General features: G+C 40.7%; 16 protein-coding genes. 9 read left to right on the plus strand and 7 right to left on the minus strand.

What is annotated here, in order from left to right; all coding sequences use genetic code 11:
* Positions 1–100 precede the first annotated feature (100 nt).
* Positions 101–2,023 (plus strand): squalene--hopene cyclase, encoded by a 1,923-nt coding sequence (gene shc, locus AACW45_RS03455; RefSeq protein WP_190631158.1) that lies wholly within the window; start codon positions 101–103, stop codon positions 2,021–2,023.
* Between the two features lie 84 nt (positions 2,024–2,107).
* Entirely contained in the window at positions 2,108–2,500 is a 393-nt protein-coding gene (locus AACW45_RS03460) for a carboxymuconolactone decarboxylase family protein (protein ID WP_190631160.1), read from the plus strand.
* Positions 2,501–3,191: 691 nt separating this feature from the next.
* Here AACW45_RS03460 and AACW45_RS03465 read toward each other — a convergent pair.
* On the minus strand, positions 3,192–4,034 hold the full coding sequence (locus tag AACW45_RS03465) for a M15 family metallopeptidase (RefSeq protein ID WP_190631162.1): 843 nt from the start codon (positions 4,032–4,034) through the stop codon (positions 3,192–3,194).
* 231 nt (positions 4,035–4,265) lie between these two features.
* On the opposite strand from AACW45_RS03465, the gene AACW45_RS03470 reads away from it, so the two are divergent.
* Positions 4,266–5,183, plus strand: a complete 918-nt coding sequence (locus tag AACW45_RS03470) for an AEC family transporter (RefSeq protein ID WP_190631164.1) — start codon at positions 4,266–4,268, stop codon at positions 5,181–5,183.
* A gap of 287 nt (positions 5,184–5,470) precedes the next feature.
* Here AACW45_RS03470 and AACW45_RS03475 read toward each other — a convergent pair whose 3' ends face one another.
* Positions 5,471–6,007, minus strand: a complete 537-nt coding sequence (locus AACW45_RS03475) for a phosphoribosyltransferase (RefSeq protein ID WP_190631166.1) — start codon at positions 6,005–6,007, stop codon at positions 5,471–5,473.
* 69 nt (positions 6,008–6,076) lie between these two features.
* Between AACW45_RS03475 and AACW45_RS03480 the strand changes: the two genes are divergently transcribed.
* Entirely contained in the window at positions 6,077–7,498 is a 1,422-nt protein-coding gene (locus AACW45_RS03480; protein WP_190631168.1) for an MFS transporter, read from the plus strand.
* A gap of 87 nt (positions 7,499–7,585) precedes the next feature.
* Here AACW45_RS03480 and AACW45_RS03485 read toward each other — a convergent pair whose 3' ends face one another.
* Both AACW45_RS03485 and AACW45_RS03490 read right to left on the minus strand, forming a co-directional pair.
* Positions 7,586–8,056 (minus strand): hypothetical protein, encoded by a 471-nt coding sequence (locus tag AACW45_RS03485; protein ID WP_190631170.1) that lies wholly within the window; start codon positions 8,054–8,056, stop codon positions 7,586–7,588.
* Between the two features lie 229 nt (positions 8,057–8,285).
* Positions 8,286–9,206, minus strand: coding sequence for a metal ABC transporter substrate-binding protein (locus tag AACW45_RS03490; RefSeq protein ID WP_373462073.1), 921 nt, complete (start codon positions 9,204–9,206; stop codon positions 8,286–8,288).
* Positions 9,207–9,455: 249 nt separating this feature from the next.
* Here AACW45_RS03490 and AACW45_RS03495 point away from each other — a divergent pair, with 249 nt between their 5' ends.
* From AACW45_RS03495 to AACW45_RS03505, 3 genes are all read left to right on the plus strand, one after another.
* The gene (locus AACW45_RS03495; protein WP_190631172.1) at positions 9,456–10,283 is read left to right on the plus strand and encodes a metal ABC transporter ATP-binding protein; all 828 of its coding nucleotides are present in this window, start codon (positions 9,456–9,458) and stop codon (positions 10,281–10,283) included.
* Between the two features lie 129 nt (positions 10,284–10,412).
* On the plus strand, positions 10,413–11,288 hold the full coding sequence (locus tag AACW45_RS03500; protein ID WP_190631173.1) for a metal ABC transporter permease: 876 nt from the start codon (positions 10,413–10,415) through the stop codon (positions 11,286–11,288).
* Between the two features lie 572 nt (positions 11,289–11,860).
* Entirely contained in the window at positions 11,861–12,568 is a 708-nt protein-coding gene (locus AACW45_RS03505; protein ID WP_190631175.1) for a serine/threonine protein kinase, read from the plus strand.
* Between the two features lie 124 nt (positions 12,569–12,692).
* Here the strand turns inward: AACW45_RS03505 and AACW45_RS03510 are convergent, their stop codons facing one another.
* The 3 genes from AACW45_RS03510 to modA all read right to left on the minus strand — a co-directional run bounded on the left by AACW45_RS03510 (position 12,693) and on the right by modA (position 20,156).
* Positions 12,693–16,847: a PAS domain S-box protein gene (locus AACW45_RS03510; RefSeq protein ID WP_190631177.1), complete on the minus strand. Its 4,155-nt coding sequence runs from the start codon at positions 16,845–16,847 to the stop codon at positions 12,693–12,695.
* A 564-nt stretch (positions 16,848–17,411) separates the two neighbouring features.
* Complete coding sequence (modB, locus tag AACW45_RS03515) at positions 17,412–19,211, minus strand: molybdate ABC transporter permease subunit (protein WP_190631179.1); 1,800 nt, start codon at positions 19,209–19,211, stop codon at positions 17,412–17,414.
* A 147-nt stretch (positions 19,212–19,358) separates the two neighbouring features.
* Positions 19,359–20,156 (minus strand): molybdate ABC transporter substrate-binding protein, encoded by a 798-nt coding sequence (modA, locus tag AACW45_RS03520; RefSeq protein ID WP_190631181.1) that lies wholly within the window; start codon positions 20,154–20,156, stop codon positions 19,359–19,361.
* A 1,103-nt stretch (positions 20,157–21,259) separates the two neighbouring features.
* Here modA and AACW45_RS03525 point away from each other — a divergent pair.
* Positions 21,260–21,991, plus strand: coding sequence for a DUF928 domain-containing protein (locus tag AACW45_RS03525; RefSeq protein WP_190631183.1), 732 nt, complete (start codon positions 21,260–21,262; stop codon positions 21,989–21,991).
* Positions 21,992–22,014: 23 nt separating this feature from the next.
* Positions 22,015–24,789, plus strand: a complete 2,775-nt coding sequence (locus tag AACW45_RS03530) for a CHASE2 domain-containing protein (protein WP_190631185.1) — start codon at positions 22,015–22,017, stop codon at positions 24,787–24,789.

Here is a 24,789-nt window from a genome sequence, read left to right on the forward strand (position 1 = left end):
CCTTGTCTCCCTTGTCCTTCTTCCCCGCCCCCTGCCTACACAGTGATAGTATATCTTTTTAGTTAGAAGTCCTTGTGGTGTAGAGGTTCAAGGGTATTTGATGCAAACTCAAGATAGAGTCACGCTTAATCAAGTCGCAGAAGCGATCGCGGCTAGTCAAAAATATCTGCTATCAATTCAAAAGCCAGCAGGTTACTGGTGGGCTGAGTTAGAATCTAATGTCACGATTACGGCTGAAGCTGTGCTGCTGCATAAAATTTGGGGCACAGATAGCACTCGTCCTTTGCACAAAGTCGAAACTTACCTGCGTTCTCAACAACGGGAACATGGGGGTTGGGAATTGTATTTTGACGATGGCGGCGAACTGAGTACTACAGTAGAAGCTTACATGGCTTTGAGACTCTTGGGCGTACCTGCCGATGACCCAGCAATGCTCAAGGCTAAAGCTTTTATTCTCCAACGGGGCGGCATCAGTAAAACGCGCATCTTTACTAAACTACACCTCGCCCTGATTGGCTGTTACGACTGGCGCGGTATTCCTTCCCTTCCGCCTTGGATCATGCTTTTGCCCGATAATTTCTTCATCAACATTTATGAAATGTCGAGTTGGGCAAGATCCAGTACTGTACCGTTGTTGATTGTCTGCGATCGCAAACCTGTTTTTCAAATTGAGCCAGCAATTACTGTTGATGAACTCTACGCCGAAGGACGCGATCGCGTCCAGTGGGAATTACCTAAAAGTGGTGATTGGACTGATTTATTTCTTACCTTGGATCGAGGCTTCAAATTAGCCGAAAGCTTGAATTTAGTACCCTTCCGCGACGAAAGCATCAAAGTTGCCGAAAAATGGATTCTCGACCGCCAAGAAGCCACCGGTGATTGGGGTGGGATTATTCCCGCCATGCTCAATTCATTATTAGCATTGCGCTGTCTCAATTATGACGCTGCTGACCCCATTGTAGAACGGGGATTGAAAGCTGTTGATAACTTTGCCATTGAAACAGAAACTACATATTGCGTACAGCCTTGTGTATCACCAGTTTGGGATACAGCCTGGGCGATTCGCGCCTTAATAGATTCTGGTTTTGCCCCGGATCATCCGGCTGTAGTACAAGCAGCAGAATGGTTAATTGACAAGCAAATTCTCGACTACGGAGATTGGTATGTCAAAAATCGCCAAGGCAAACCCGGTGCTTGGGCATTTGAATTTGATAACCGCTTTTACCCCGATGTTGATGATTCTGCAGTTGTCGTCATGGCGCTACATCAAACCAAACTTCCCAACGAAAAATTAAAACAAGCTGCGATCGCTCGTGCTTTAAACTGGATTGCTACCATGCAATGTAAACCAGGCGGTTGGGCAGCTTTTGACATCGACAACGATCAAGAATGGCTGAATGCGATACCCTATGGCGACTTAAAAGCCATGATTGACCCCAACACCGCCGATGTTACCGCCAGAGTATTAGAAATGCTCGGTGCTTGTAACCTTGCTATAGATAATCGTAACTTTGAAAAAGCGATCGCCTATTTACTGAACGAACAAGAATCAGAAGGTTGTTGGTTTGGGCGTTGGGGCGTAAATTACATCTATGGTACTAGCGGCGCACTTTCCGCCCTAGCCTTAGTTGCACCCAAAACCCAGCAGCAAAGCATCGAACGCGGCGCAGCTTGGTTAGTCCAAAGTCAAAATTCTGACGGTGGTTGGGGCGAAACCTGCCGCACCTATAATGATCCTAGTCTCAAAGGACAAGGAACCAGCACAGCATCCCAAACAGCCTGGGCATTAATTGGACTGATAGCGGCTGGCGAAGCCACTGGTAAATTTGCCCATCAAGCCATAGAAAAAGGAATTAACTACCTTTTGACTACCCAAAAGCCTGATGGTACATGGTACGAAGCATATTTCACAGGCACAGGCTTCCCCTGCCATTTTTACCTCAAATATCACCTATATCAGCAGTACTTCCCCCTAATCGCCCTCGGTCGCTATCGTTCCGTTTTAGGGGCTAGAGAATTTTAGATTTTAGATTTTGGATTTTAGATTCAAATACAATCCAAAATTGTTTTCAATGCCCAATGCCCAATGCCCAATGCCCAATAATATATGACCAATCTAATCGAATACGAACAAGCAACTGATGAAGTGCGGGCGGTATATGACGACATCCGCGCTACCCGCAAGACTGAATATATCAACAATTTTTGGAAAGCGATCGCCAATCATCCGCCGACGCTGCAACGCACTTGGCAAGCTGTCAAGGAAGTGATGACAAGTCCGGGAGAAATCGATCCGTTGATGCGCGAATTAATTTACATCGCCGTGAGTGTAACAAATGGCTGTGATTATTGTATATCCTCACACTCAGCCTCCGCCCGTGCCAAGGGAATGACTGATACAATGTTTGGCGAACTTTTGGCGATCGTTGCTACAGCAAACTCTACCAATCGCCTAGCTGATGGTTACAAAATCCCTGTGGATGAGCAATTTAAAACCTAAGCATTATCTGATGGTCTAACTGACCGCATCTAGTCTTAGATGCGGCTCAAACATAGGGTACAGGCAACATTTTGATGATTTGTTGCCTGTCTCTTGTGAAAATTGCTGAGTTAAAAGAGCGATCGCTTCTAAGTAATCTATCCTATTTGAACTCTTACATTTTTCTTTGCCCTGGAATTCAAATGAGATTGAAAACTACTTTCAATCAGGTTTTTGAGTTTAAATATGAAATCAGCTTCCGCAAAAATCACGATAAATAAATGACTTATTTATTACTTTAAACAATCTTTATTTAACTGATATTAAGTATGAAACTCTACAAAGATAAAATTTAAACCTGTGCTAAATGTTTCTTGATAAATTAGAGATTATTACTCAGTTTTAATAATTACAAAAAGAAGAAGATAATTAAACAAAGAGAGATATTTTGAAACCTATCGTAAGACAGATGAGAAGATTACTAAATAAATTTAAACTATTAGATAGAAAGCAAAAGGCATCACAAATATTGAGGGTGCAGATACATAGGTAAAAACAGAGTAAAAAGCAGATTTTTTACTCTGTATTTATTTTTGCCAATTGTTAGAGACGCAATTAATTGTAGAGACGCGATTAATCGCGTCTAAAAATGTCAGTTCTTATGCAAATAGTCAATCCCATTGACCATTGACCATTGACCATTGACTATTTACTAAGGTGTTGATTCCGGTGCAACACTAGGACTAGCAATCGGTGTAGGTTTGAGATTCTGGGCTTTGTAGAAAGTTTCCAAACTATCGCGATCGCCTACAAAACGCCAGTGCCAAGGTTCATAACTCACACCTTGGGGGTTATCCTTAGGAAAGGACATCTCAAAACCAAAACGAGCAGCATTTTCTTCTAACCACTTATAAGCTCTGGTATTTTCAAAATTAGTTTGTAGATTAGTCGCCGGAACAGCACCATCCCCAACATCTACAGCATAGCCAGTGTGGTGTTCGCTATGACCAGGAGGCGCACTTAAAGCTGCTCTTTCGGCGGGTGTTTGATTGCGCTGCGCACCCACACCAAAAAATAACTGTTCCTGCTCCTTCACAGAGCGAAAGCCAGAAATTGGGACTAAATTGACATTAGCTTGGCGTGCTGCTCTTACCATCTCGCGAAACCTTTCCGCAGCTGCTGTGCGCATTCTAATGCCTCCACCCACGAATGCTAAATCAGATTCTGGCGCTTCTGTATAAGCTAAATGCCCTAATATAGTATCGCTATTATTAGTTTGCGCTTCTCCAGAACTATCAGATATTGGTGTTTCTGTCGGGGAAATAGTCGGAGAAGGTTGAGAATTAGTGATTCTTTTAGGTGAAAGGATAAAAAAGACAAAGCCACTACTGACAGCAAGCAGGACAAAAGCCAATGCTCCACCAATCAGTAAAACTAGAGGTTGGACGCGCATTTTCGGTTTTGGATCGGGAGTATCGCGTAAAGCTGCTGGAATATCATCCCCAGAAGCAGCCGAAGAGTGTTGAGGTTCTCCAGAAAACCCAGCTTTATTCAAGAATTCTCTCCTAGCTTGAAAATAGCGTTGACGGTTGACGGTTGACTGTTGACGGTTGACGGTTGACGGTTGACTGTTGACTCTTAAGAAAAATTTTCATATTTGGTGCTGAGATTTTCTCGTGATTAGCTGCCTTGTTTCAATAGCCATAACAGATTTTAGACTGGAAAAAAATAAATGCAAGCGCTAGCATTTTACATCTATATTTTTAGATGATTTTTAGGTGATATCTTGACAAATCTTTTCGAGCTATATGTCAAGCTAGTGGGACTAGTCCTGTTAGGATTCATTTTGGGACGTAAGCTACCAAGCACGGTTCCCTCAGTTGTAGGTCATTTCCTCTTTTATCTGGGAGTACCGATAAGCATAGTATCTTTTTTATATCAAGCTGACCTTTCGGGACAGATTTGGATTGCACCTGCGATCGCATACCTCGCCATTTTACTAGGAGCATTATTAGCTTGGTTAGCTATTAAAGGGCAAACCTATGTGACAAATACCATGCCCCAACAACCAACGCAAGGGAGTTTGTTGTTAGCTGCGATGGTAGGTAACACAGGTTACCTCGGCTTTCCCATTACCTTAGCAATGGTAGGACAACAATATTTTGCTTGGGCTTTATTTTACGATCTCTTGGGCACAGTATTTGGTGCTTACGGCTTAGGCGTTGTCCTAGCAGCAAGATTTGGCAATAATATCAACAATTCTGGGCAGATAACTAAAGCAATCTTAATTAATCCTGCGCTGTGGAGTTTCGCGTTTGGCTTACTCTTGCGCCAAATCAAAATTCCCCACTTAGTCGCCTTCTACATGGATAAATTAGCTTGGATTGCCCTGACTTTATCCCTCGTCTTAATTGGAATGCGACTGTCACAGCTAAAATCTTGGAGAAGCTTGCCACAAGTAGGCATTAGCTTGGCAATTAAAATGATTTTAGTCCCCCTAATTCTCGGCAGTACCTTAGGATGGTTTGGCGTCACAGGTTCAGCTGCCAAAGTAATTGTTTTGCAAATGGCTATGCCACCTGCATTTGCTACCCTGGTACTAGCGGAAACCTTCAATCTCGACCGCGATTTAGCCGTCACTGCCCTAGCCGCCGGAGCTTTTATACTACTGATTACATTACCTTTTTGGTTGTGGCTGTTTTAAAGGGGACAAGGAGGACAAAGAATTTTAGATTTTAGATTTTGGATTTTAGATTCAAATACAATCCAAAAGACGCTCGCGGACTCGCTCTAAGCGTTCGCCGTTGGGCGAAGCCCTTCCCGCAGGGTAGGCGTTCTCGTTCGACGAAGTCGTTCCCGAAGGGTAGAGTAGCTATGCCGTTCGCGTAGCGTCTCCGATAGGAGAAGGCTTTACGCTGCGCTATCGCAAATCCAAAATCCCAAATTGTTTCAATGCCCCATGCCCAATGCCCAATGCCCAATGCCCAACGCCTATAGACGATATGATACCTCGGTGCATGGACTAAATTTTGCAGCTAAATCCGCCGGGTTAGTATATTCATAGGGTTCAAAAGGCTGATGAATCCAGGGGTTATCTGTGAGATAGTCCACATAGTAATCCGGCTCAAAAACCGAACAGGCTTTATACCAAATTACAGCAGAGCGAATTTCCGAAATCTCAAATTCAGGATGCTGCTGTAGCCAAGGAATAGTCTCTTGAATTGTGATACCAGAGTCTACCAAGTCATCAACTAACAGAATCCGCGAACCTAAAGTTTCGCTAGTCATTGTTAAATGACGTGACAAGATTAACGATCCCCTTTCTTGCTTGCCGGGGCCACTGTAAGATGATGTTGCTAAAATTGCCAGAGGTTGCTTATATATACGGGAAAGAATATCTCCCACCCGTAGTCCACCTCTGGCTAGACAGACAATCTGGTTGAATTCCCAACCGGATTGATAAATCTGAGCAGCCAGTTGTTCGATTTTCTGGTGATAATCTGACCAAGAAACGTAAAGGTCTGGCATAAAGCAAGGGGTTTTGGTGAATACTGAAGGAATTGCAAATTCTTTATTTTAATATGAGCGCTAAATATTATGAATGATTCTGTTGCTGATGACTCTCACAAAAGTGAAAAGCTGTCATTTAAAACTAAACTAGCTTACGGTGCAGGTGACTTAGGCCCCGCGATTAATGCCAATATTTCGGTGTTTTTTTTATTGGTGTTCTTTACTAATGTTGCGGGAATTCCGGCGGGTTTAGCCGGCAGCATTTTGATGATTGGGAAAATTTGGGATGCAGTCAACGATCCATTTGTTGGGTTTCTCACAGATAAAACTCAATCTCGGCGTTGGGGTCGTCGTTTACCTTGGCTATTATACGGGGCTATTCCCTTTGGAGTTTTCTTTTTCTTACAGTGGATTGTACCACCGTTTAGTGTCTGGGGTTTATTTTGGTATTACGTAGTCATTGGGTTGATATCGCAGGTGTTTTACACTGTTGTCAATTTGCCTTATACGGCAATGACTCCAGAACTGACGCAAGATTATGATGAACGTACTAGCCTCAATAGTTTTCGCTTTACCTTTTCGATTGGTGGCAGTATTTTATCGTTGATTTTGTCGAAGATTGTCTTTTCTCAAATTAGCGATCGCACTCAACAATATGTAGTCTTAGCCGCCATCTGTACTATAATTTCTGTTTTCAGCTTGTATTGGTGCGTTTACGGTACGCGCGATCGCGTTTTAGAATTTGAAGCTAAACGTATCCAATTAGAAGAAGCGCCATCTATTCCTTTCTTCGACCAATTAAAAATTGTCTTTAGCAATCGACCTTTTTTATTTGTTATTGGTATATATCTTTGTTCTTGGTTAGGCGTACAAATTACAGCCAGCATCATTCCTTATTTTGTAGTTTACTGTATGCGTCTCCCAGAAGCAGACGTACCTACAACTATGATAGCCGTCCAAGGAACAGCTTTAATCATGCTATTTTTTTGGAGTAATTTAAGTAAAAAAGTTGGCAAAAAAGTTGTTTATTTTCTGGGAATGATTATATGGATTATCGCCGCCGCAGGACTATATTTTTTACAACCCGGTCAAATAATTATCATGTATATCATGGCGGTAATGGCAGGTTTTGGTGTCTCTACAGCTTATCTTGTTCCTTGGTCAATGATTCCCGATGTGATTGAATTAGATGAACTACAAACCGGACAACGCCGCGAAGGTGTGTTTTATGGTTTCATGGTGTTGTTGCAAAAGTTTGGTTTAGCTTTTGGGTTATTTTTAGTAGGAAATGCCTTGCAATCTTACGGTTTTAAAGAAGCTGTCGCTGGACAAACTGTACTACCTACACAACCGGAATCAGCATTATTAGCAATACGTCTTGCGGTTGGGCCTTTACCAACAATTTGTTTAATTGCTGGTTTATTTTTAACCTACTTTTACCCCATTACCAGGGAAATGCACGCCGAAATTATGTTGAAATTGCAACAGCGAAAAGAAAAAATCGAGTAATGAATTAAATAAAAATGGTGGGAATTATCCACCCTGCAAATGACTGTTGTACAGACGCGATTAATCGCGTCTCTCATGACAAATGAATTATAATTGCCCTTGAATAATATCAGCCAATTCACTACGAGTTTTCTTAACTTCTGACCAGAAAAAAGACCAGACTATAAATAGTAATCCTAAAGGTGTAGATAAAAAGATAAACTTAAAATAAATTGGCAAAGCATCTTGCAGCATAATTGGCATAAAACCACCATACCAAAACCAAAATAAGAATATTAAAAAACCAATAGCAGCAGGATGTAAATTCATTTGAATATGTACTGCTGTTTGCTGAGATTGTGTTTCTAAGCTACCTTTAATTACGGGGATAAATAGTTTGCGATAGACATTGCGAGTAATATTAAAACTTTCTGCTGAGATGGTTCCATAATAAGGTAATTTTGCATCTGGAAATTGCAACATTTTTGCTGTTTCAATTTTGCTACTCAAGCGTTGTGAAACTACAGGTACTATCTCAGGCGTGAAAATTGTAAATCTATCGTAAGGTAGTAAGTTCATAATATTTTGAGCTACTGTCAGAAAAACCTCGATTAAATAGTTAAATACAGCAATACAGTTCAGTTAAGGAGAATTGTAGGTTGGGTTTCGCTATCGCTCTACCCAACCTACGTTAAATCATGGCTTTAATGCTAACTGAACCGTATTGTTAAATACAGGGTCTTTCTTGCATTATTCCCGTAACAGTAACTTTTATAACAACTGCTGTAACAGTTGAAGAGGAAAAATACTACTTTTTGGGTTGAAAAGGTGTATATTTACCTCCCAGTGCTTCTACTATAGTGCGGGTATTAGCTTGCATCATTTTTATATAAGTATCGCCTGCACTTCCCTTAGCACCAATAGAGTCAGAATAGAGTTGATTCGGGGCTAGTTTTACACCTGCTTCTTGGGCGACAGTTTTAATTAATGCTGGATTAATGGTAGTTTCAGCAAAAATGGCATCAACACCAATTTTTTTAATTGACTCTACCAATCGCTGTACTGTTTGGGCGCTGGGTTGTTCTTCGGTACTAATGCCAATTAATGTACCCGCGATCGCAATTTGATAAGCTTGTCCATAATATTGAAAGGCATCATGGGTAGTCACAAGTTTGCGTTTATTGACGGGAATCGTTTGAATTTGCTGATTAATCCACTTATCCAACTGTTTTAACTCATTGGTAAGTTCTGTTGCATTCTGAGTAAATTTTTCTTTATCTTCCGGCGATAATTGAATTAACGCATCGCGAATCGCATTTACCATTGCGATCGCATTTTCTGCACTCCCCCAAACATGAGGATCGGGTACTATTTCACCTTTACCCTTATCTAACTGCAAAGGTTTGACAACTTCTCCCACCGCTACCCGCTTTACCTTTCCACCCGCAGCATTCATTAATTTAATCAGCCCTGGTTCTAAATTGTAACCGTTATATAAAATCAATTTTGCTGTTTCCATCACCCGACTATCTGCTGGTACCGGTTCGTAAACATGGGGATCTGTACCCGGTTTAAGAATTCCCGTTACCTTAACCTCATCACCAGCAACCTCTTGAGTTAAATCGGCAATAATTGTGCTAGTGGCGACAACTTGCGGTTTACCATCACCTTGAGAATTATTACCACCATTCGGCTGACTGCAACCAAATAAAGCCAAAGGCAGAAGCATTCCCAAGCATATCTGCGAAACAATATTCTTCAATTGGCGATTGTTGACGGTTGACGGTTGCCCCATGCCCAATGCCCCATGCCCCATGCCCAATGCCCCATGCCCAATGCCCAATGCCCAATGCCCCATACCCTTATCTATCTTCAGCATTAGTTTCACTTATTTACAACATTATTCCTCTCTATAGATTTTTTCATAATTTTCTCATTTTTATAGTAAGCTCAAGTTAATGAAATATAAAACACTATTATGATAAACGTCTCTTTTTACACCAATTTTAATAAATCACAGAGAAATACCAGGGAACAATCGGCACAAGTTATACATACTCATGATATGAAATCCACAGCAGGAATTAACATTGCTCATTTAGGGGTACATTACCGCAGCCAAGAAGCTTTAAGAGACGTTAATTGTTATATTGAACCAGGTAAACTTACAGGTATTTTTGGCCCCAACGGTGCAGGTAAAAGTACCTTAATGAAAGCGATGTTGGGCTTAGTTCCCAAAAGTAGCGGTAACGCCTTATACCAAGGCAAGCCATTAATGCAGCAACTAGAAAAAGTTGCCTATGTTCCCCAGCGTAGCCAAATTGACTGGACTTATCCAGCGACAGTGTGGGATGTGGTAATGATGGGGCGAGTAAAAAAGACTGGATGGTTGCGTAGCTTTTCCGCAGTTAGCCGACAGGTAGCAAATAATGCATTAGAAAGAGTGGGGATGAAAGCTTATTGCGATCGCCCCATTGGCGAACTCTCCGGGGGACAACAGCAGCGAGTATTTTTAGCCCGTGCTTTAACGCAGCAAGCCGAGATATTTTGTTTTGACGAACCTTTAGTAGGTATCGATCAAAAGACTCAAACGGTAATATTTGAAGTCTTTGAGGAACTTGCAACCGCAGGTAAAATTGTCTTAGTTGTCAACCACGACTTAGGCGAATCTATAACGCACTTTGATGATTTAATATTATTAAACCGAGAATTAATCGCCACAGGTTCACGGCAAGAAGTACTCACCGAAGCAAACTTAAACCGTGCTTATGGTGGTAAGGTTATGTACTTTTCTGATGCGGCTTAATAGTTAATAGTCATTAGTCATTAGTCATTAGTCATTGGCGATAGAAGAAAGACAGATGGCAGATGGCAGAAGGGATTTATTAGACAAATGACAAAGAACAAATGACAAATGACAAAGGACAAATGACAAATGACAATTCAATCATTAATTGAGCCATTACAATATGGCTTTATGCAGCGATCGCTAGCCATCGCGATATTAGTCGGCTTATTGTGTGCAGTTGTGGGCAGTTACTTGATGGTACAACGATTGGCGTTACTGGGTGATGCCATTAGTCACTCAGTTTTGCCAGGATTAGCGATCGCCTTTATGGTGGGGGCTAATATATTTGTTGGTGCGTTTATTGCTGGCGTTGTCAGTACAATGGCGATCGCACTCATTAGAACGCGATCGCCAATTAAAGAAGATGCAGCAATGGGGATAGTTTTCTCTGCATTCTTCGCCTTGGGAATTACCTTAATTACAGTTATTCAAAAAGATAATAAAATCGACCTGAATCACTTTCTTTTTGGTAATATTCTTGGCGTTACCATTGATGAAGTACGCGATACTGCTATCATTGCCGCAGTTGTGTTGATAGTAGTAGTTTTACTCTACAAAGAACTCTTATTTTACACCTTTGACCCCCTAGGCGCACAAGCCGCAGGTTTACCAGTTAATCGCCTCAATTTTGGTTTAATGCTGCTAATAGCCTTAACAATTGTCGCCAGCATGAAAGCTGTAGGTGTAATTCTTGTACTTTCCCTATTAATTACCCCTGGTGCTACCGCCTATTTATTAGTAAAACGGCTCAATCAAGTAATGATTTTGGGTGCAGTCATCGGCGTAACTTCTAGTATTAGCGGTATGTACCTGAGTTACTTTTATAATTTACCCTCCGGCCCAGCGATTGTGTTAGTAGTATCGGGGTTATTTGTCTTAGCATTATTATTTAGTCCTAGACATGGGATATTTGCACCGCAGAAAAAAGAACTAGTGGTTCACCATAATAATTCTGAGGGTTAACAGATACCAGACTTCTCAAAGGATACATCTGGCGAATGATGGGTTTGACCCCTCAGCATTTTATATAAACTGTTCTCTCGCTTATCCGACACACCGCCCGCAGGCTAGAAGCCACTGGCTCACGCTACGAAGCCCACCTTTGTGGGCTTTGTACGATTAGCCGCACCCTTGAGGGTGACGGCGGGATTTCTGGATAAGCGATTGGTCTGACCCCTAATTCGCCAGCTGTATCCTCAAAGAAGTCGGGGATCTAAACACCTGCAATAACTCGCGATCGCTAATCAACTTTTATCCTTAAAGTTTGGATAATCAGGCTTAGGGAAACAACAATAAGACTGAGTGTAACAACAATAAGGGACTTACAAAAAATAAATTACCCATATTCCGTAGTGCGAGCAGCGCTCAGTCGAACGCTGCTCGCACTACAAATTTATTGGGTATTTAAAAAATTGGATGTCCCTAAGGCTTAGTAAAACAACAATCAGGCTTTGCGATCGCCTACAAAAACAGTGCCAAGGCCACTAATATAATGTATAATCCCGGACATTAGAACTACTCTCACGGGATTGAGTATGGATAGAGCGCTCATAGATCAGCTAGTACAGACTGTTCGCCAAGAGTTAATTCCGCAACTCAAGATAGAGAGTATAGATCCTCACGATCCAGTAGTATTTACCTATCTTCCCCAACCTTGGCAAAAATTAGGCGCAGGAAATTACGCCGCAGTGGTTTACCATCCAGATTATCCTCACTGGGTAGTAAAAATTTACGCGCCGGGACGGCCTGGTTTTGAGGAAGAAGTAGAAGTATACCGTCTTTTAGGTTCTCACCCGGCTTTTTCGGAATGTTTTTATGCTCAAAATGGCGTGTTAATTCTTAAGCGTTTATACGGAGTTACTTTGTATGATGCAATTCAACGCGGTCTGCGTATACCCAAGCAAGTAATTGAAGATATCGACCAAGCTTTAGATTATGCACGTAAACGGGGACTATATCCCCATGATGTGCATGGGCGAAATGTGATGATGTATGAAGGTAAGGGATTAGTCGTTGATATTTCTGACTTTCTCCATGAAGACAAATGTGCCAAATGGGATAACCTCAAACGAGGATACTATTTGTTATATCGCCCAATCCTTGCACCATTGCGGATCAAGATTCCCTACTTTTTGCTAAATGTTGTCCGCAAAACTTATCGTTTCTTCTCTAAATTAAAGCAAGCAGGCGATCGCACTTTGGCGAAAATTTCTCAAAGACATCACAAAAAGAAACATTCTTGAGTTAGTCATTGGTCATTTGTCATTTATTATTGGTAAGGGTTTCAAGCTAGCCCCTCATGGGAAAAGCCTACAACCAAAGATGAAAATTTCTCTTCACTGTCAACCGTCAACCGTCAACCGTCAACTATGTTAACAGTTGTTGAATTTTGGCTATAAGGTGTTGCAGTCTAACTGGCTTAGTTAAATATTCATTAGCGCCAGCTGCTAGACAAGTTTCGCGATCGCTTGGCATGGCTAGCGCCGTTAAAGCAATTATGGGAATATGATTAAATTGTTCATCCTCCCGAATGCGCTTGATGGCTTCTATTCCGTCCATTTCTGGCATTTGAATATCCATTAAAATTATGTCGGGACGTTGACTATAAATCTGCTCAATGGCTTGTTTTCCATCGTTGGCGATCGCTAAACGATATCCGCGATGTTGCAAATAGTTAGCCATTGTAGTGATATTGGCTTGATTGTCTTCTACCAATAAAATCAAAGCCGAGGTGTTTGGCATAACAGCGATCGCTGAGGATATCCCAGAGTTAGAAGATTGTACTTCCGGCACAGTTGGAGAATTGCGATCGCTGCTAATGTAGGGAATGCGCACAGTAAAACAACTCCCTTCTCCTACCTGACTGGTAACTGAGACTGTACCACCATGTAAAGCAATAATTCGCTGTACTAATGCCAAACCTAAGCCAGTACCATCATATTGACGGTTGAGGCTGCTATCCAACTGGATGAAAGGCTGAAATAATTTGTGAATATCTTCCGAGGCGATACCAATACCAGTGTCACTTACACTGAAATTAATGTGCGGAACAGAAGATGGTGAATTTTCTCCCTCTGCTACTTCTAGCCATACCTTGAGCGTCACTACACCCCCGGCAGGGGTAAACTTAATCGCGTTGCTGAGTAGGTTAATCAATACCTGACGCAAACGGCGCTCATCCGCTTGCATACTACCTAAAGACTCAGCAATATCAGTCATCAGGCGAAGATTTTTATTGAACGCCAGCTGTTGAACAAATAACAAACTGCTATGACACAGACTTTTAACTGGGCTGTCACTCAGTTGCAGTTCCAGTTTACCCGATTCAATTTTAGCTAAATCAAGGATCTCATTGATCAGTTCTAGTAAATGTCTACCACTCCGTTCGATAGTCGCGATCGCTTTTGCTTGCTGGTAATTAATTTCACCCAATACACCTTCTTGAAATGCTTCCGACATCCCCAAAATCGCATTCAGTGGTGTACGCAATTCATGGCTCATATTCGCCAAAAATTCATCTTTGAGGCGAGTCGCACGGGCTAGTTGAATATTAGCTTGGGTAAGTTCCTGATTTATTTGGTAAAGTTGTGCTTCCGCGCGTTTGCGTTCGGTAATATCATAGTTAATCCCTACCATCCGTTGGGGTTCGCCCTGCTCATTGGGTTGAACTAAAGCAGCAGCTCGAATAAAGTGAATGCTACCGTCTGGATGCACAATGCGAAATTCTGTATTAAATTCTTTTTCTCCCCTAACAGCAGCCTGAAGAGCAGCTTCAACATCAGCAAGGTCATCTGGATAAACTGCATTTTGCCAATCCTGGTATGTAGCGGGAATTTCTGAGCGTTGCATCCCATATAGTTCATACATCCGGTCATCCCATTCTGCTTCGTGAACCAAATCCCAATCCCAAGTGCCAATTGCTCCGGCTGCGAGTGCCAAGTTCAAGCGATCGGAAAGATTGTGTAATTTTTCTTGGGTTTGTTTGCGTTCGGTAATATCGGTTTCTGAACCACTCATGCGGATGACATTACCTGTTTCATCCCACAAGGCCTGACCCCGGTCTAAAATCCAGATATATGAGCCATCTTTTTGCTTGACTCGGTATTCTTCTTGAAAAAACGGTGTTTTTTGGGCAAAATGGTCATGTAGGGACTGCATAACTACATCGTAATCTTCCGGATGAATGCCACTTGACCATTCTTCTAACTGGTTGCTAATTTCATCATCGCTATAGCCCCGCATTTGTTTCCAGCGAGTTGAGAAAAACACCTGATTATTTTTGATATCCCAATCCCAGATACCATCATTAGTTCCTTGCAACACTAAATGCCAACGTTCTTCGCTAGCTTGCAACGCTGCGGTGCGGTGTTTTACTCTCTCTTCTAGTTCCTGATTTAGTTTTTGCAACGCCTGTTCTGCCAGAATTCGTTCTGTAATATCAACAGCCACACCACCAATTAGGTATTGTCCTGATGTTTGCGGCAAAGGGAATTTGTAAACTAAAAAATCCCCTAATGTGCCATCTGTTCTCGGAGCTTTTTCTTCAGTTTCCAGAACTTCTTGGGTTTGCGCCACCAAACGAATATTATCTAAAAACTGTTGAGCAATTTCTACCGGATAAATATCAAACACTGTTCTCCCAATCAAGTCTTCTACAGTTTCAGCAGCAACTTGAAAGGTGCGGAGATAAGTTCGGCTCAGGTAAACAATCCTACCGTCTGCATCAGTAATCCAAGAGGCTGAGGGACTATTATTCATGAATGCCTGAAACCTGGCTTCACTTTCTTGAAGCGCAATTTCTGCTTGTTTTCGCTCAGTAATATCCTGTGCGGAAGCAATAGTGCGATAAAGCTTTCCATCATCATCAAAAACTGGAAATGCCTGGACTAAAATCCAGCGTAATTCACCATTGGGTCGAAAAATACGATACTCGGTTTGACATTTATCCCCAGACATCACTCGTTGCATTTCTTTTTGTAAACCATTTCGGTCTTCTGGATAAACCGATTCCAGCCAAACCATTGGATTTTTGTACACATCTTCACAAGGACGTTGCCAAATGCTTTCATATCCAGGACTCAAATAAATCGTTTTGCTAAAGTCAGCATTTTGAATCAGAAAAACTTCTTCCACTGATGCTGCTAGTTGGCGAAAATTTTCTTCACTCTCCTCTAGAGCAGCTTCTGCCTGTTTCTGCTGGCTAATGTCTTGAATCACACTGATAAAATATTGCGGATGATGTTTTGCATCATGGACTAACGAAACTGTCAGTTTAATCCAGATAACCGTCCTATCCTTGCGGATATAGCGTTTTTCCATTGAATAGGTATCAATTGCACCTAATAGCAGCTTTTGTAATTGCTTTAAATCTGCGGGTAAATCATCTGGATAGGTAATTTCCTGAAAAGTCAAGTTCATCAGTTCCGACTGATGGTAGCCGGTAATCTCACAAAATCTTCGGTTAACGCGCAAAAACTGCCCATTTAAGAACACATGAGCAATACCTACTGCTGCTTGCTCAAAGGTGCTGCGAAAGCGCTCTACACTTTCCTGAAGAGTTTTCTGGGCGCGTTTGCGTTCTTTGAGTTGTGTTCGCGTTATTTGGTAAGCAGTGGATTGTTGAATCGCGATCGCTATTTGTACCGCCAGCTGATCCAACAATTCCAATTCCAATGCATCCCATTGTCTAGGTGCGGTACATTGATGGGCAATTAATAATCCCCATAAACGCTTTCTCACCAAAATTGGCACTACCAAGTTGGCTTTAACTTCAAATTGTTCGAGTAACTGTATATGACAGTCTGTTAAACCAGCTTCATAAATATTATTGATTGCCCTAGTTTTACCTTGACGATATTCTACTCCCGCCCCCCGTTGAAAGCAGGTATCTTGAATTTGTTGTGCTAAACTTACCGTCCAGCCTGGTAAAACTGACTCCGATACCACAGTCCCACTCATATCGGAGTTAAATTGATAGACTACTACCCTGTCTGCCTGTAAAAATTGCCGTACTTGTTGAGATGTAACCGCTAAAATATCCTTAAGCTGGAGTGACTGCCGAATCCGTAAAGCGATCGCCGCAATTAATTGTTTTTGTTCGCGACTTTGTTCTAACTGCCAAATTCGATGTCTCTGTTTGACAGCATCATGAATCGCTGCATGTAAAGTTGCTGGTGTCAACTGATTTTGGATTAAGCAATCTTGCGCCCCGTTTTTCATCGCCCGAACAGCAATCTCTATATCTTCATGTTCTGTTAACAAGATGATTGCTGTTTGTGTATTGCTGCAACTCTCCCTTAATTTCCCCAACAACTCCAGCCCATTACCATCAGGTAATAAAAAATTCAGTAAAATTACATCTGCTTTCCCCTGCTGACACCATGCAATTGCTTGTGTCGCCGTCTCAAGCTGCAAAATTTGATATGTATAAAGACTGTCCTGTTGCAAATATTGACGAAAATTCATCCACTCTGCAGTGCGATCGTCAATGAGCAAAATAGTTAGACAGGAAGATTGTGTCATAAAATAACTTAACAAGAGCGGCTGGAAACAAGGGCTTAAAGAACAATATTTTTCCTCCCCTTGTGGATGTTTCCATAAGAGGCTATCTGAATAATATTTTTCCCAAATACTATCCTTGATAGGAAAGTTTGCCGGAAATTTTCAGCCTTCTACTTGTGTAAAAAATCACGACTCAATTAGAGCCTGTAGTGATAAATAATTGACTAATTTATAGCATTGAAAATCTGCAAAAGCCAATTGTATTTATTTTAAGCGCCACCAACGACACAGTTGTGTATTTTACTTTGCAAATACATAAATTTACGGTGAAAATCTGCGTATCCCACAGAGACGTACCAAAACAAGAGAGTCTCAGGAGAAATTCTGATACAAGTGGAAGTCAAAAGTCAATGTCAAAGGTCAAAAGTCAAAAGTATTTAACTCCTCTGGTAATGAATGAAACAAACACATTTTCCTTGTTTGGCTAAAAGCCTTGCTATATCAGGGTTATAAAATGTGTGAGTTAGGAGCAGCGCTATTACTCGATCGCCTAGATACTCACAACTATAGCACTCCAATATTGTCTCAATCCATCAGCATTAACCGCAAAGGATCTAAATGCACATACCAAGGAAATGGCTGATCTTTCATCGTTAGCCATTTTTCCTTAAAAACCTCTGCTTGGAGATGATAGTCATGGGGACTAGTAGCTGGAGAATGCAACTTTAAAAACAAACTCATGCGATGGGGTGTTTCACTAGTTCTTACCAACCAGCAGGGAAATGTATTTTCTTGTTGGGGATTGTTGGTAAAGGCTATCTGATGGGCACGAATCCCAATATAAGCTAAATCTCTGGAATTTGCTGGTAAAACTTGCAAATTACAACCCCAATCACTCGCTTCTACTTGTGAAGGTTGTAAAAGTCGCCCCCGCGAAATATTTTTACAGCCAGTAATTTGCGCCACAGTTGCAGAGACAGGATGCTCAAAAATCTCATGTTTGGAATCATGTTGTATTGCATTACCATGTTCCAAAACTAGCAAATTCGGACAAATGCGGTAAGCTTCTTCCATATTATGAGTCACAAACAAAGTTACACCTTGGTAATCTGCAAGGGTTTCCATCATTTGCTGTTCTAATTGACTGCGCAAATATGTATCCAGAGCCGAAAAAGGCTCATCTAACAGTAAAGCTTCTGGTTTACTCGCCAAAGCCCTAGCTAAAGCTACCCGTTGTTGCTGTCCCCCAGACAGTTGGTGCGGATAGCGATCGCCTAATCCTTGTAACTGCATGGCGATTAATTGCTGTTCTAATTGTACCCGAATACTGCTGTGAGATAGTCCTTGGGGTAAGCCAAAAGCGATATTTTCCGCCACAGTCAAGTGGGGAAACAGGGCATAATTCTGTACTAAAAAACCAATCCGGCGATCGCGACTAGGTAAATTAATTCCTTGTTCCGAATCATACAATACTCTCCCATTTAAAACTATCCGCCCCCTAGTCGGCGTGTCTATCCCCGCAATACAGCGCAGAATCATACTTTTACCCGCCCCAGATCCCCCCAATAATCCCAAGGGTAGATTATCGGTATTAAAGGTAACTTTCAGATGAAAACTCGATAATTGTTTTTCAATATCTACAAATAACCCCACAGGCGAAGATAAAGCAGACATCAAAGAAGCTTCATTTCCTTGTTTCCCTTCCCTTCGTCCCCTTCGTCCCCCAATCCGCTTACCTTCCTGCCATACATTAGCAATAATAATAGCCGATAGAGAAATTACCATAATTGCGATCGCCCAAAACCAGGCTTCATTCATTGCGCCGGCTTCCACAGCAAAATAAATCGCCATTGGTATCGTCTGGGTTTGTCCGGGAATATTCCCAGCTAACATTAAAGTTGCGCCAAATTCCCCCAAAGCGCGCGCAAAAGCCAGAGTTGTCGCCGCGATAATTCCCGGTAAAGCTAAAGGTAAACTAATTCGCCAAAATATTTTACTTTCCCCAGCACCAAGAGTTTTCGCCACCCGCAGCAGATTTTTATCAATCTGTTCAAAAGCTCCCAGTGCAGTTTTATACATTAACGGAAAAGAAACCACAGTAGCCGCGATCGCAGCCCCATACCAAGTAAAGACAATAGTAAAATCAAATTTATTCATCAACTGCCCAACAGGGCCATTTTTCCCAAAAAACAGCAGTAATAAAAAGCCCACCACTGTAGGCGGTAAAATCAACGGTGCAATCAACACACCCTCAATTAATGATTTCGCCTTACCGCGATATTCCAACATCCAATAGGCAGTAGCAATCCCAATAAAAAAAGTAATAAACGTTGCTAATAACGATGTTTTCAATGATATCCAAAGCGGCGATAAATCTTGAGGCATAATAACAATTCAAAATTCAAAATTCAAAATTCAAAATTACAAAAAATCAATCAACTTCAAACCATAAAAAATCACAATTGTACAGACGCGATTCATCGCGTCTCTGACTAATGACAATTGTACAGACGCGATTCATCGCGTCTCTGACTAATTACCAATTACCTTAAATCCCTGTTTCTCAAATACATCTTTAACTGCATTACCCGATAAAAATTGCACAAAATTCTCAGCAGCATCAACATATTTACTGCTTTTTAGCACAGCTATCGGATAAACAATTGGAGAATGACTAGTTTCCGGTGCAGTAACCACAACTTTCACTTTTTGAGAAGTTTTAGCATCCGAAAGATATACTATCCCCGCATCAGTATTACCCGACTCTACATAATTGAGAGCTTGACGCACATCCTTAGCGTAAACAACCTTGGGTTTAATTTGATCAGCAATTTTTAAAGCAGTCAGAACTTGTAAAGCATATTGTCCTGCTGGTACACTTTTAGGTTCACCTAAAGCAATTTTTTTGACACTGGGATTAGCTAAATCTAAAAAATCTTTGATATTCTGAGCCTGTTGGGGCACAATTAACACTAATTCATTTTTCAACAAATCTTTGCGGGTACTATCAACTAACAAACCTTTTTGCATTAACGCATCCATCTGCTTATTTGCTGCTGAAATGAAAACATCCACAGCCGCGCCTTGTTCGATTTGTTGTTGTAAAGCACCCGAAGAACCAAAATTATAGGTGAGTTTCACCTGTGGCTGCTGTTTAGCATATAGCGGCTTGATTTCTTGAAGCGCATCTTTTAAGCTAGCTGCTGCTGATATTGTTAAACTCGCGGCTGAGGCTGTTGGGTTAGGGGTACTTGTTTGATTACAGGCAATCAAAAGTACCAACGCAGCCAGCATCCAACCCACAAAAGCCAAGATACGTTTAGTATGCATGTACAGAAGTATCTCAAGATTTTTTGATTAACTAATTCATACTTTACCAACTTAGAAGTTATAAAAGTTGGTAAAAATCCCGAAATACTGAATAATCAAGAAATCCTGACTTGGAAAATAGCTTTGACTGTTGACTGTTGACTCTTAGGAAACTCCAAAAAATACATTATCCCCAATTGTAGGGGCGAGGTGACCCATACGTGTCAACTTAACGTGAAACCCGCTTTGTGCAAAGGTTTTGCCCTCACCCCCAGCCCCTCTCCCTCTCTGAGAGGGGAGCAAGAGATTCAATTCCCCTTCTCCCTCAGGGAGAAGGGGTTAGGGGATGAGGGCGAGGGTTTTTGTACAACACGCGCTGTATATAGCTTTTAGCTTAAGTTGACACCAATGGGCAATGCCGTGCCCCTACGAGTTGCAGGCTTGGTAAGTTAACAATCGCGGTGTTTTTTGATTTGGAAGTTCCTAATTATGATGATATAGAGAATTTATGAAGATATACTGTGGAAAATACTGAAATCAAAATTGTCTTTATGTAAGCATAAATTTCCCTGACTCTGGTAAATTACAGATATAAAATAGAGACATCAAGAAAACCGCTATTTGACGATTAGACTGGGTGAAATCAAGATTTTTAGATAATTATTGCTATTCTCATATTTTGCTCAGTTTTTAGAGATATACTAGTATATGCTTTTATTTTAACCAAAAATATCCAAAAATATTCCGATTCTAAATAGTCTTTGCTTTGACATCAATACCTTCATGAAATTTTGCAAAAAAACCATATTTTTTTTAAATATAAATTTCATAAAGTAGATTGAATTTTCAATGAATAATTTATTGACAATATTTGGTATATTCATTGTAATGAATGCTTTGTATAGTATTGACAAAGCAGATTGATTTAATAATATAAATAGGAAATAATATTAAAATTTAAAAATAAATAATTTCGGTTTTTTTATCAAAAAATATTTCCGTAATTGCACTGTTGGCTATTAAAAAATAAAAACCATAGAGTATTAATATTTCGTAGATAGTTCTGTTGACAAGCTTGACAATTAGTTACCTTGTCAAAAACGCTAAAACAGATAAATTAGTTTATGCAGAAAAACAACAAATCACTGTTTCGATACCCATTATTAGGAATAGCACTTTTAATTTCCAGTTCTTTTCTATCTCTCTCAGTAGCGCCAACTATAGCAGGTGTAACTTTTAAACCACCAGGAGCGCAAGCGCCTAAAAGATCATCTGGAGGAGCCTCTAGAGACGGTAATTTGTGTGGCTTTGCAACACAAGCAACTACTAGTACATCGGTCACGCCATTGATACCAACAACTAATATTGGTTATACAGTGGCAGAACGTCCGACTATATTTGTCTATATTCCAACTACTACTGCCAAAACAGCATTATTTACTTTACAAACAGAAGATAGTAAATATAGTTACCGGACAAATTTATCGTTACCTAATAAACCAGGGGTAATGCAAGTTAAAATTCCGGCTTCAGTTCCCGCACTCAAGACAGGTAAAAATTATAAATGGTCTTTAGTGATAATTTGCACCGAAGAGTTAGAACCGGATAGTCCTTGGGTAAGTGGCTGGATTCGTCGCGTGGAAGCTAACAGTAATTTGACAACTCAGCTAAATAAACCTGTTTCCTTAGATTTAATTTCTCGATTAGCCGAGACTGGGATTTGGTACGATTCACTCTCTAACCTGGCGCAATTAAGACGATCGCAACCGAATAATCCAGTGCTCAATGAGGCTTGGCAAGGACTTTTGAAGTCAGTCAACCTGAGTGCGATCGCTAATGCACCTCTGATTAATTAATCGAGGGATCTAATTTAACAGCTATGTATTGGGGTGCATTTATCCAGAAAAAACTTAAGTCTCGAATTATACAGCTACTGCTGTCAGCCCAATGGCGTTGCATAGCGATCGCTTCTCCCATCGTTACTATGTGTATTATTGCTGCGGAGATGGCTGGATTCTTTCAATTATTAGAATGGGCTACTCTAGAGCAATTTTTTGCCATACGTCCCTTAGAACCACCAGAAAAGCGGGTTCTAGTGGTGACAATTGAGGAACAAGACATTAGGGACGTGGGTCAATGGCCAATTCCTGATGAGATATTAGCAAAAGCGATCGCCAAACTCAAAGCACAGCAACCGGCGGCTATTGGTATGGATATTTACCGAGATTTAGCCGTAGAACCCGGACATCAAGAACTAGTTAAACTGATGCAGTCTACACCCAATTTAATTGGGGTAAAAAAGTTAGTCGGGGATAGAGTCGCCCCACCCCTCACCTTAGCTAAACTAAATCAAGTTGCTCTCGCCGATTTAGTTTTAGATACTGATGGAAAAGTGCGGCGCGGTTTGTTGTCTGCTGGTGATGAAAATGGCGAACTTTATTTGGGTTTAGCAACGCACTTAAGCTTGTTGTATTTGAAACCTAAAGGAATCTCCTTAAAAGCATTGGATAAAGAAGGGAATAATTTGCAGTTAGGTAAGGCTGTATTTACACCCCTTAAGGGTAACGAATTTAGTTATCGCGGTGCAGATTTTGGCGGCTATCAAATTATTTTGAATTATCGAGGTTTTCCAGAACAATTTGATACAGTTACAATGCGAGATTTACTTAACGGTAAGGTCGCGCCAGAACTGATCCGCGATCGCATCGTCTTAATTGGCACGACAGCCAAAAGCATCAATGACTTTTTTAACGTTGGTTATATTAGTAATTTTCAAGCAGATGGTGAACGAATGGCAGGGGTAATAATTCATGCCAATTTAATTAGTCAGATTTTAAGTGCTGCACTAGATGGGCGCACTTTAATCCGAGTCTGGTCTTCTTCAACAGAATGGCTATGGGTTTTTTGCTGGTCTTTTGTGAGTACTGGTGCGACTTGGCAATTGCTACAATTTAAATCGATTGGTCAGCAAAGGCTAGGGGGATTACCCATCTTAGGAATTACATTTGCAACTTGTGTTATTCTCAGTACTAGCTATCTGGCTTTTTTAGTAGGTTGGTGGATACCTTCAGTTACACCTGTACTAGCATTGATTATCTCTGCAATTGTCACGACTAATGTTTATAAACAAGTGCAACTGAAACAAGCAAATGAGCAACTCCAAGAATATTCTCAGACATTAGAACAAAAAGTGAGCGATCGCACCAAAGAATTAGAAGTTGCTAAAGTTGCTGCTGATGTCGCTAATCAAGCCAAAAGTGAATTTTTGGCAAATATGAGTCATGAATTACGCACGCCTTTAAATGGTATTTTAGGATATGCGCAAATCTTGGAGCGTTCTCAAAGTTTAGCGCCAACCGAGCTAGATGGGATCAAAATTATCCATCAATGCGGTTCTCATCTATTGACGCTGATCAACGATATTTTAGATTTATCAAAAATTGAAGCGCGGAAATTAGAATTACATCATACAGATTTTGATTTTAAGTTTTTTTTAACGGGAGTTGTGGAAATCTGTCGGATTCGCGCCGTGCAAAAAGGTATTGCTTTTATTTACGAACCACATCCGCAGCTTCCGCGAGTAATTCGCAGTGATGAAAAACGGTTAAGACAAATATTAATTAACTTGCTGGGAAATGCCATTAAATTTACCGATAATGGCGCAGTTACTTTCAAAGTCGATATTTTAGCAACTGAGAAAATTGACGACAAGCAATTTACCAAAATCAGATTCCAAATTGAAGATACTGGTATAGGAATGACGCCAGAAGAATTAGACAAGATTTTTTTACCATTTGAACAAGTAGGTGAAAAAAATAAACAAACAGAAGGTACAGGCTTAGGTTTAGCGATTAGTTGCAAAATTGCCAACTTAATGGATAGTGCCATTCAAGTAGACAGTAATATTGGAATTGGCAGTAAATTTTGGCTGGATTTAGATTTAGAGAATATCAGTAAAATTATTGAGACAAAATCTGTTTTATCTGAACCCAAAATTATTGCTGTCAAAAACCAAAATCCGAAAATCTTAATTGTTGACGATCATCTCGAAAATCGTTCATTTGTCATTAATTTGCTGACATCCCTTGGCTTTCAATGTTTTGAGGCGACTAACGGACAAGAAGGTTTAACTCAAACTCAGGCAATTCAGCCAAATTTAATTATAACAGACTTAAAAATGCCTATTTTAGATGGCGTGGAAATGATTAAAGCCTTGAGAGGTATAGAACAATTTAAAGATTTACCAATTATTGTTTCATCTGCCAGTGTATTTGAAAACTACCAGACTCAAAGTTTAGAGGCTGGAGGAAACGAATTTTTACCAAAACCACTACAAATTGATAATTTACTGCAAAGTTTACAAAAATACTTACAGCTAGAATGGATTTACCAAGAATCTAGCGCCCTAGCACAAAATAATATTCATGCACAATTACCAACACAAAATTCTCAACCGATAATTTATCCAGAAAAACCAGAGTTAGACAAGTTATGGGATATGGCTATGAGAGGCAATATAGCAGGTATGCAGATATTACTCGATGAAATTGCTAAATTAGATAATAAATACTTACCCTTTGTCGGCGAAATTCGGCAGATGGCTGAGAACTTTCAAGTGAAAAAGATTCGGGAATTACTTAAATCTATCAAGTAG

The sequence above is a fragment of the Calothrix sp. FACHB-168 genome, from assembly GCF_963889195.1.
Taxonomy (GTDB): domain Bacteria; phylum Cyanobacteriota; class Cyanobacteriia; order Cyanobacteriales; family Nostocaceae; genus Aulosira; species Aulosira anomala_A.

What these genes read in the sequence shown, in the direction of transcription:
- AACW45_RS03485 (WP_190631170.1), bottom strand. Translation starts at nt 8,056, where the DNA reads ATGAACTTACTACCTTACGATAGATTTACAATTTTCACGCCTGAGATA.
- AACW45_RS03490 (WP_373462073.1), bottom strand. Translation starts at nt 9,206, where the DNA reads ATGCTTCTGCCTTTGGCTTTATTTGGTTGCAGTCAGCCGAATGGTGGT.
- AACW45_RS03525 (WP_190631183.1), top strand. Translation starts at nt 21,260, where the DNA reads ATGCAGAAAAACAACAAATCACTGTTTCGATACCCATTATTAGGAATA.
- modA (WP_190631181.1), bottom strand. Translation starts at nt 20,156, where the DNA reads ATGCATACTAAACGTATCTTGGCTTTTGTGGGTTGGATGCTGGCTGCG.
- AACW45_RS03530 (WP_190631185.1), top strand. Translation starts at nt 22,015, where the DNA reads ATGTATTGGGGTGCATTTATCCAGAAAAAACTTAAGTCTCGAATTATA.
- AACW45_RS03475 (WP_190631166.1), bottom strand. Translation starts at nt 6,007, where the DNA reads ATGCCAGACCTTTACGTTTCTTGGTCAGATTATCACCAGAAAATCGAA.
- AACW45_RS03495 (WP_190631172.1), top strand. Translation starts at nt 9,456, where the DNA reads ATGATAAACGTCTCTTTTTACACCAATTTTAATAAATCACAGAGAAAT.
- AACW45_RS03500 (WP_190631173.1), top strand. Translation starts at nt 10,413, where the DNA reads ATGACAATTCAATCATTAATTGAGCCATTACAATATGGCTTTATGCAG.
- modB (WP_190631179.1), bottom strand. Translation starts at nt 19,211, where the DNA reads ATGCCTCAAGATTTATCGCCGCTTTGGATATCATTGAAAACATCGTTA.
- AACW45_RS03505 (WP_190631175.1), top strand. Translation starts at nt 11,861, where the DNA reads ATGGATAGAGCGCTCATAGATCAGCTAGTACAGACTGTTCGCCAAGAG.
- AACW45_RS03480 (WP_190631168.1), top strand. Translation starts at nt 6,077, where the DNA reads ATGAATGATTCTGTTGCTGATGACTCTCACAAAAGTGAAAAGCTGTCA.
- shc (WP_190631158.1), top strand. Translation starts at nt 101, where the DNA reads ATGCAAACTCAAGATAGAGTCACGCTTAATCAAGTCGCAGAAGCGATC.
- AACW45_RS03510 (WP_190631177.1), bottom strand. Translation starts at nt 16,847, where the DNA reads ATGACACAATCTTCCTGTCTAACTATTTTGCTCATTGACGATCGCACT.
- AACW45_RS03460 (WP_190631160.1), top strand. Translation starts at nt 2,108, where the DNA reads ATGACCAATCTAATCGAATACGAACAAGCAACTGATGAAGTGCGGGCG.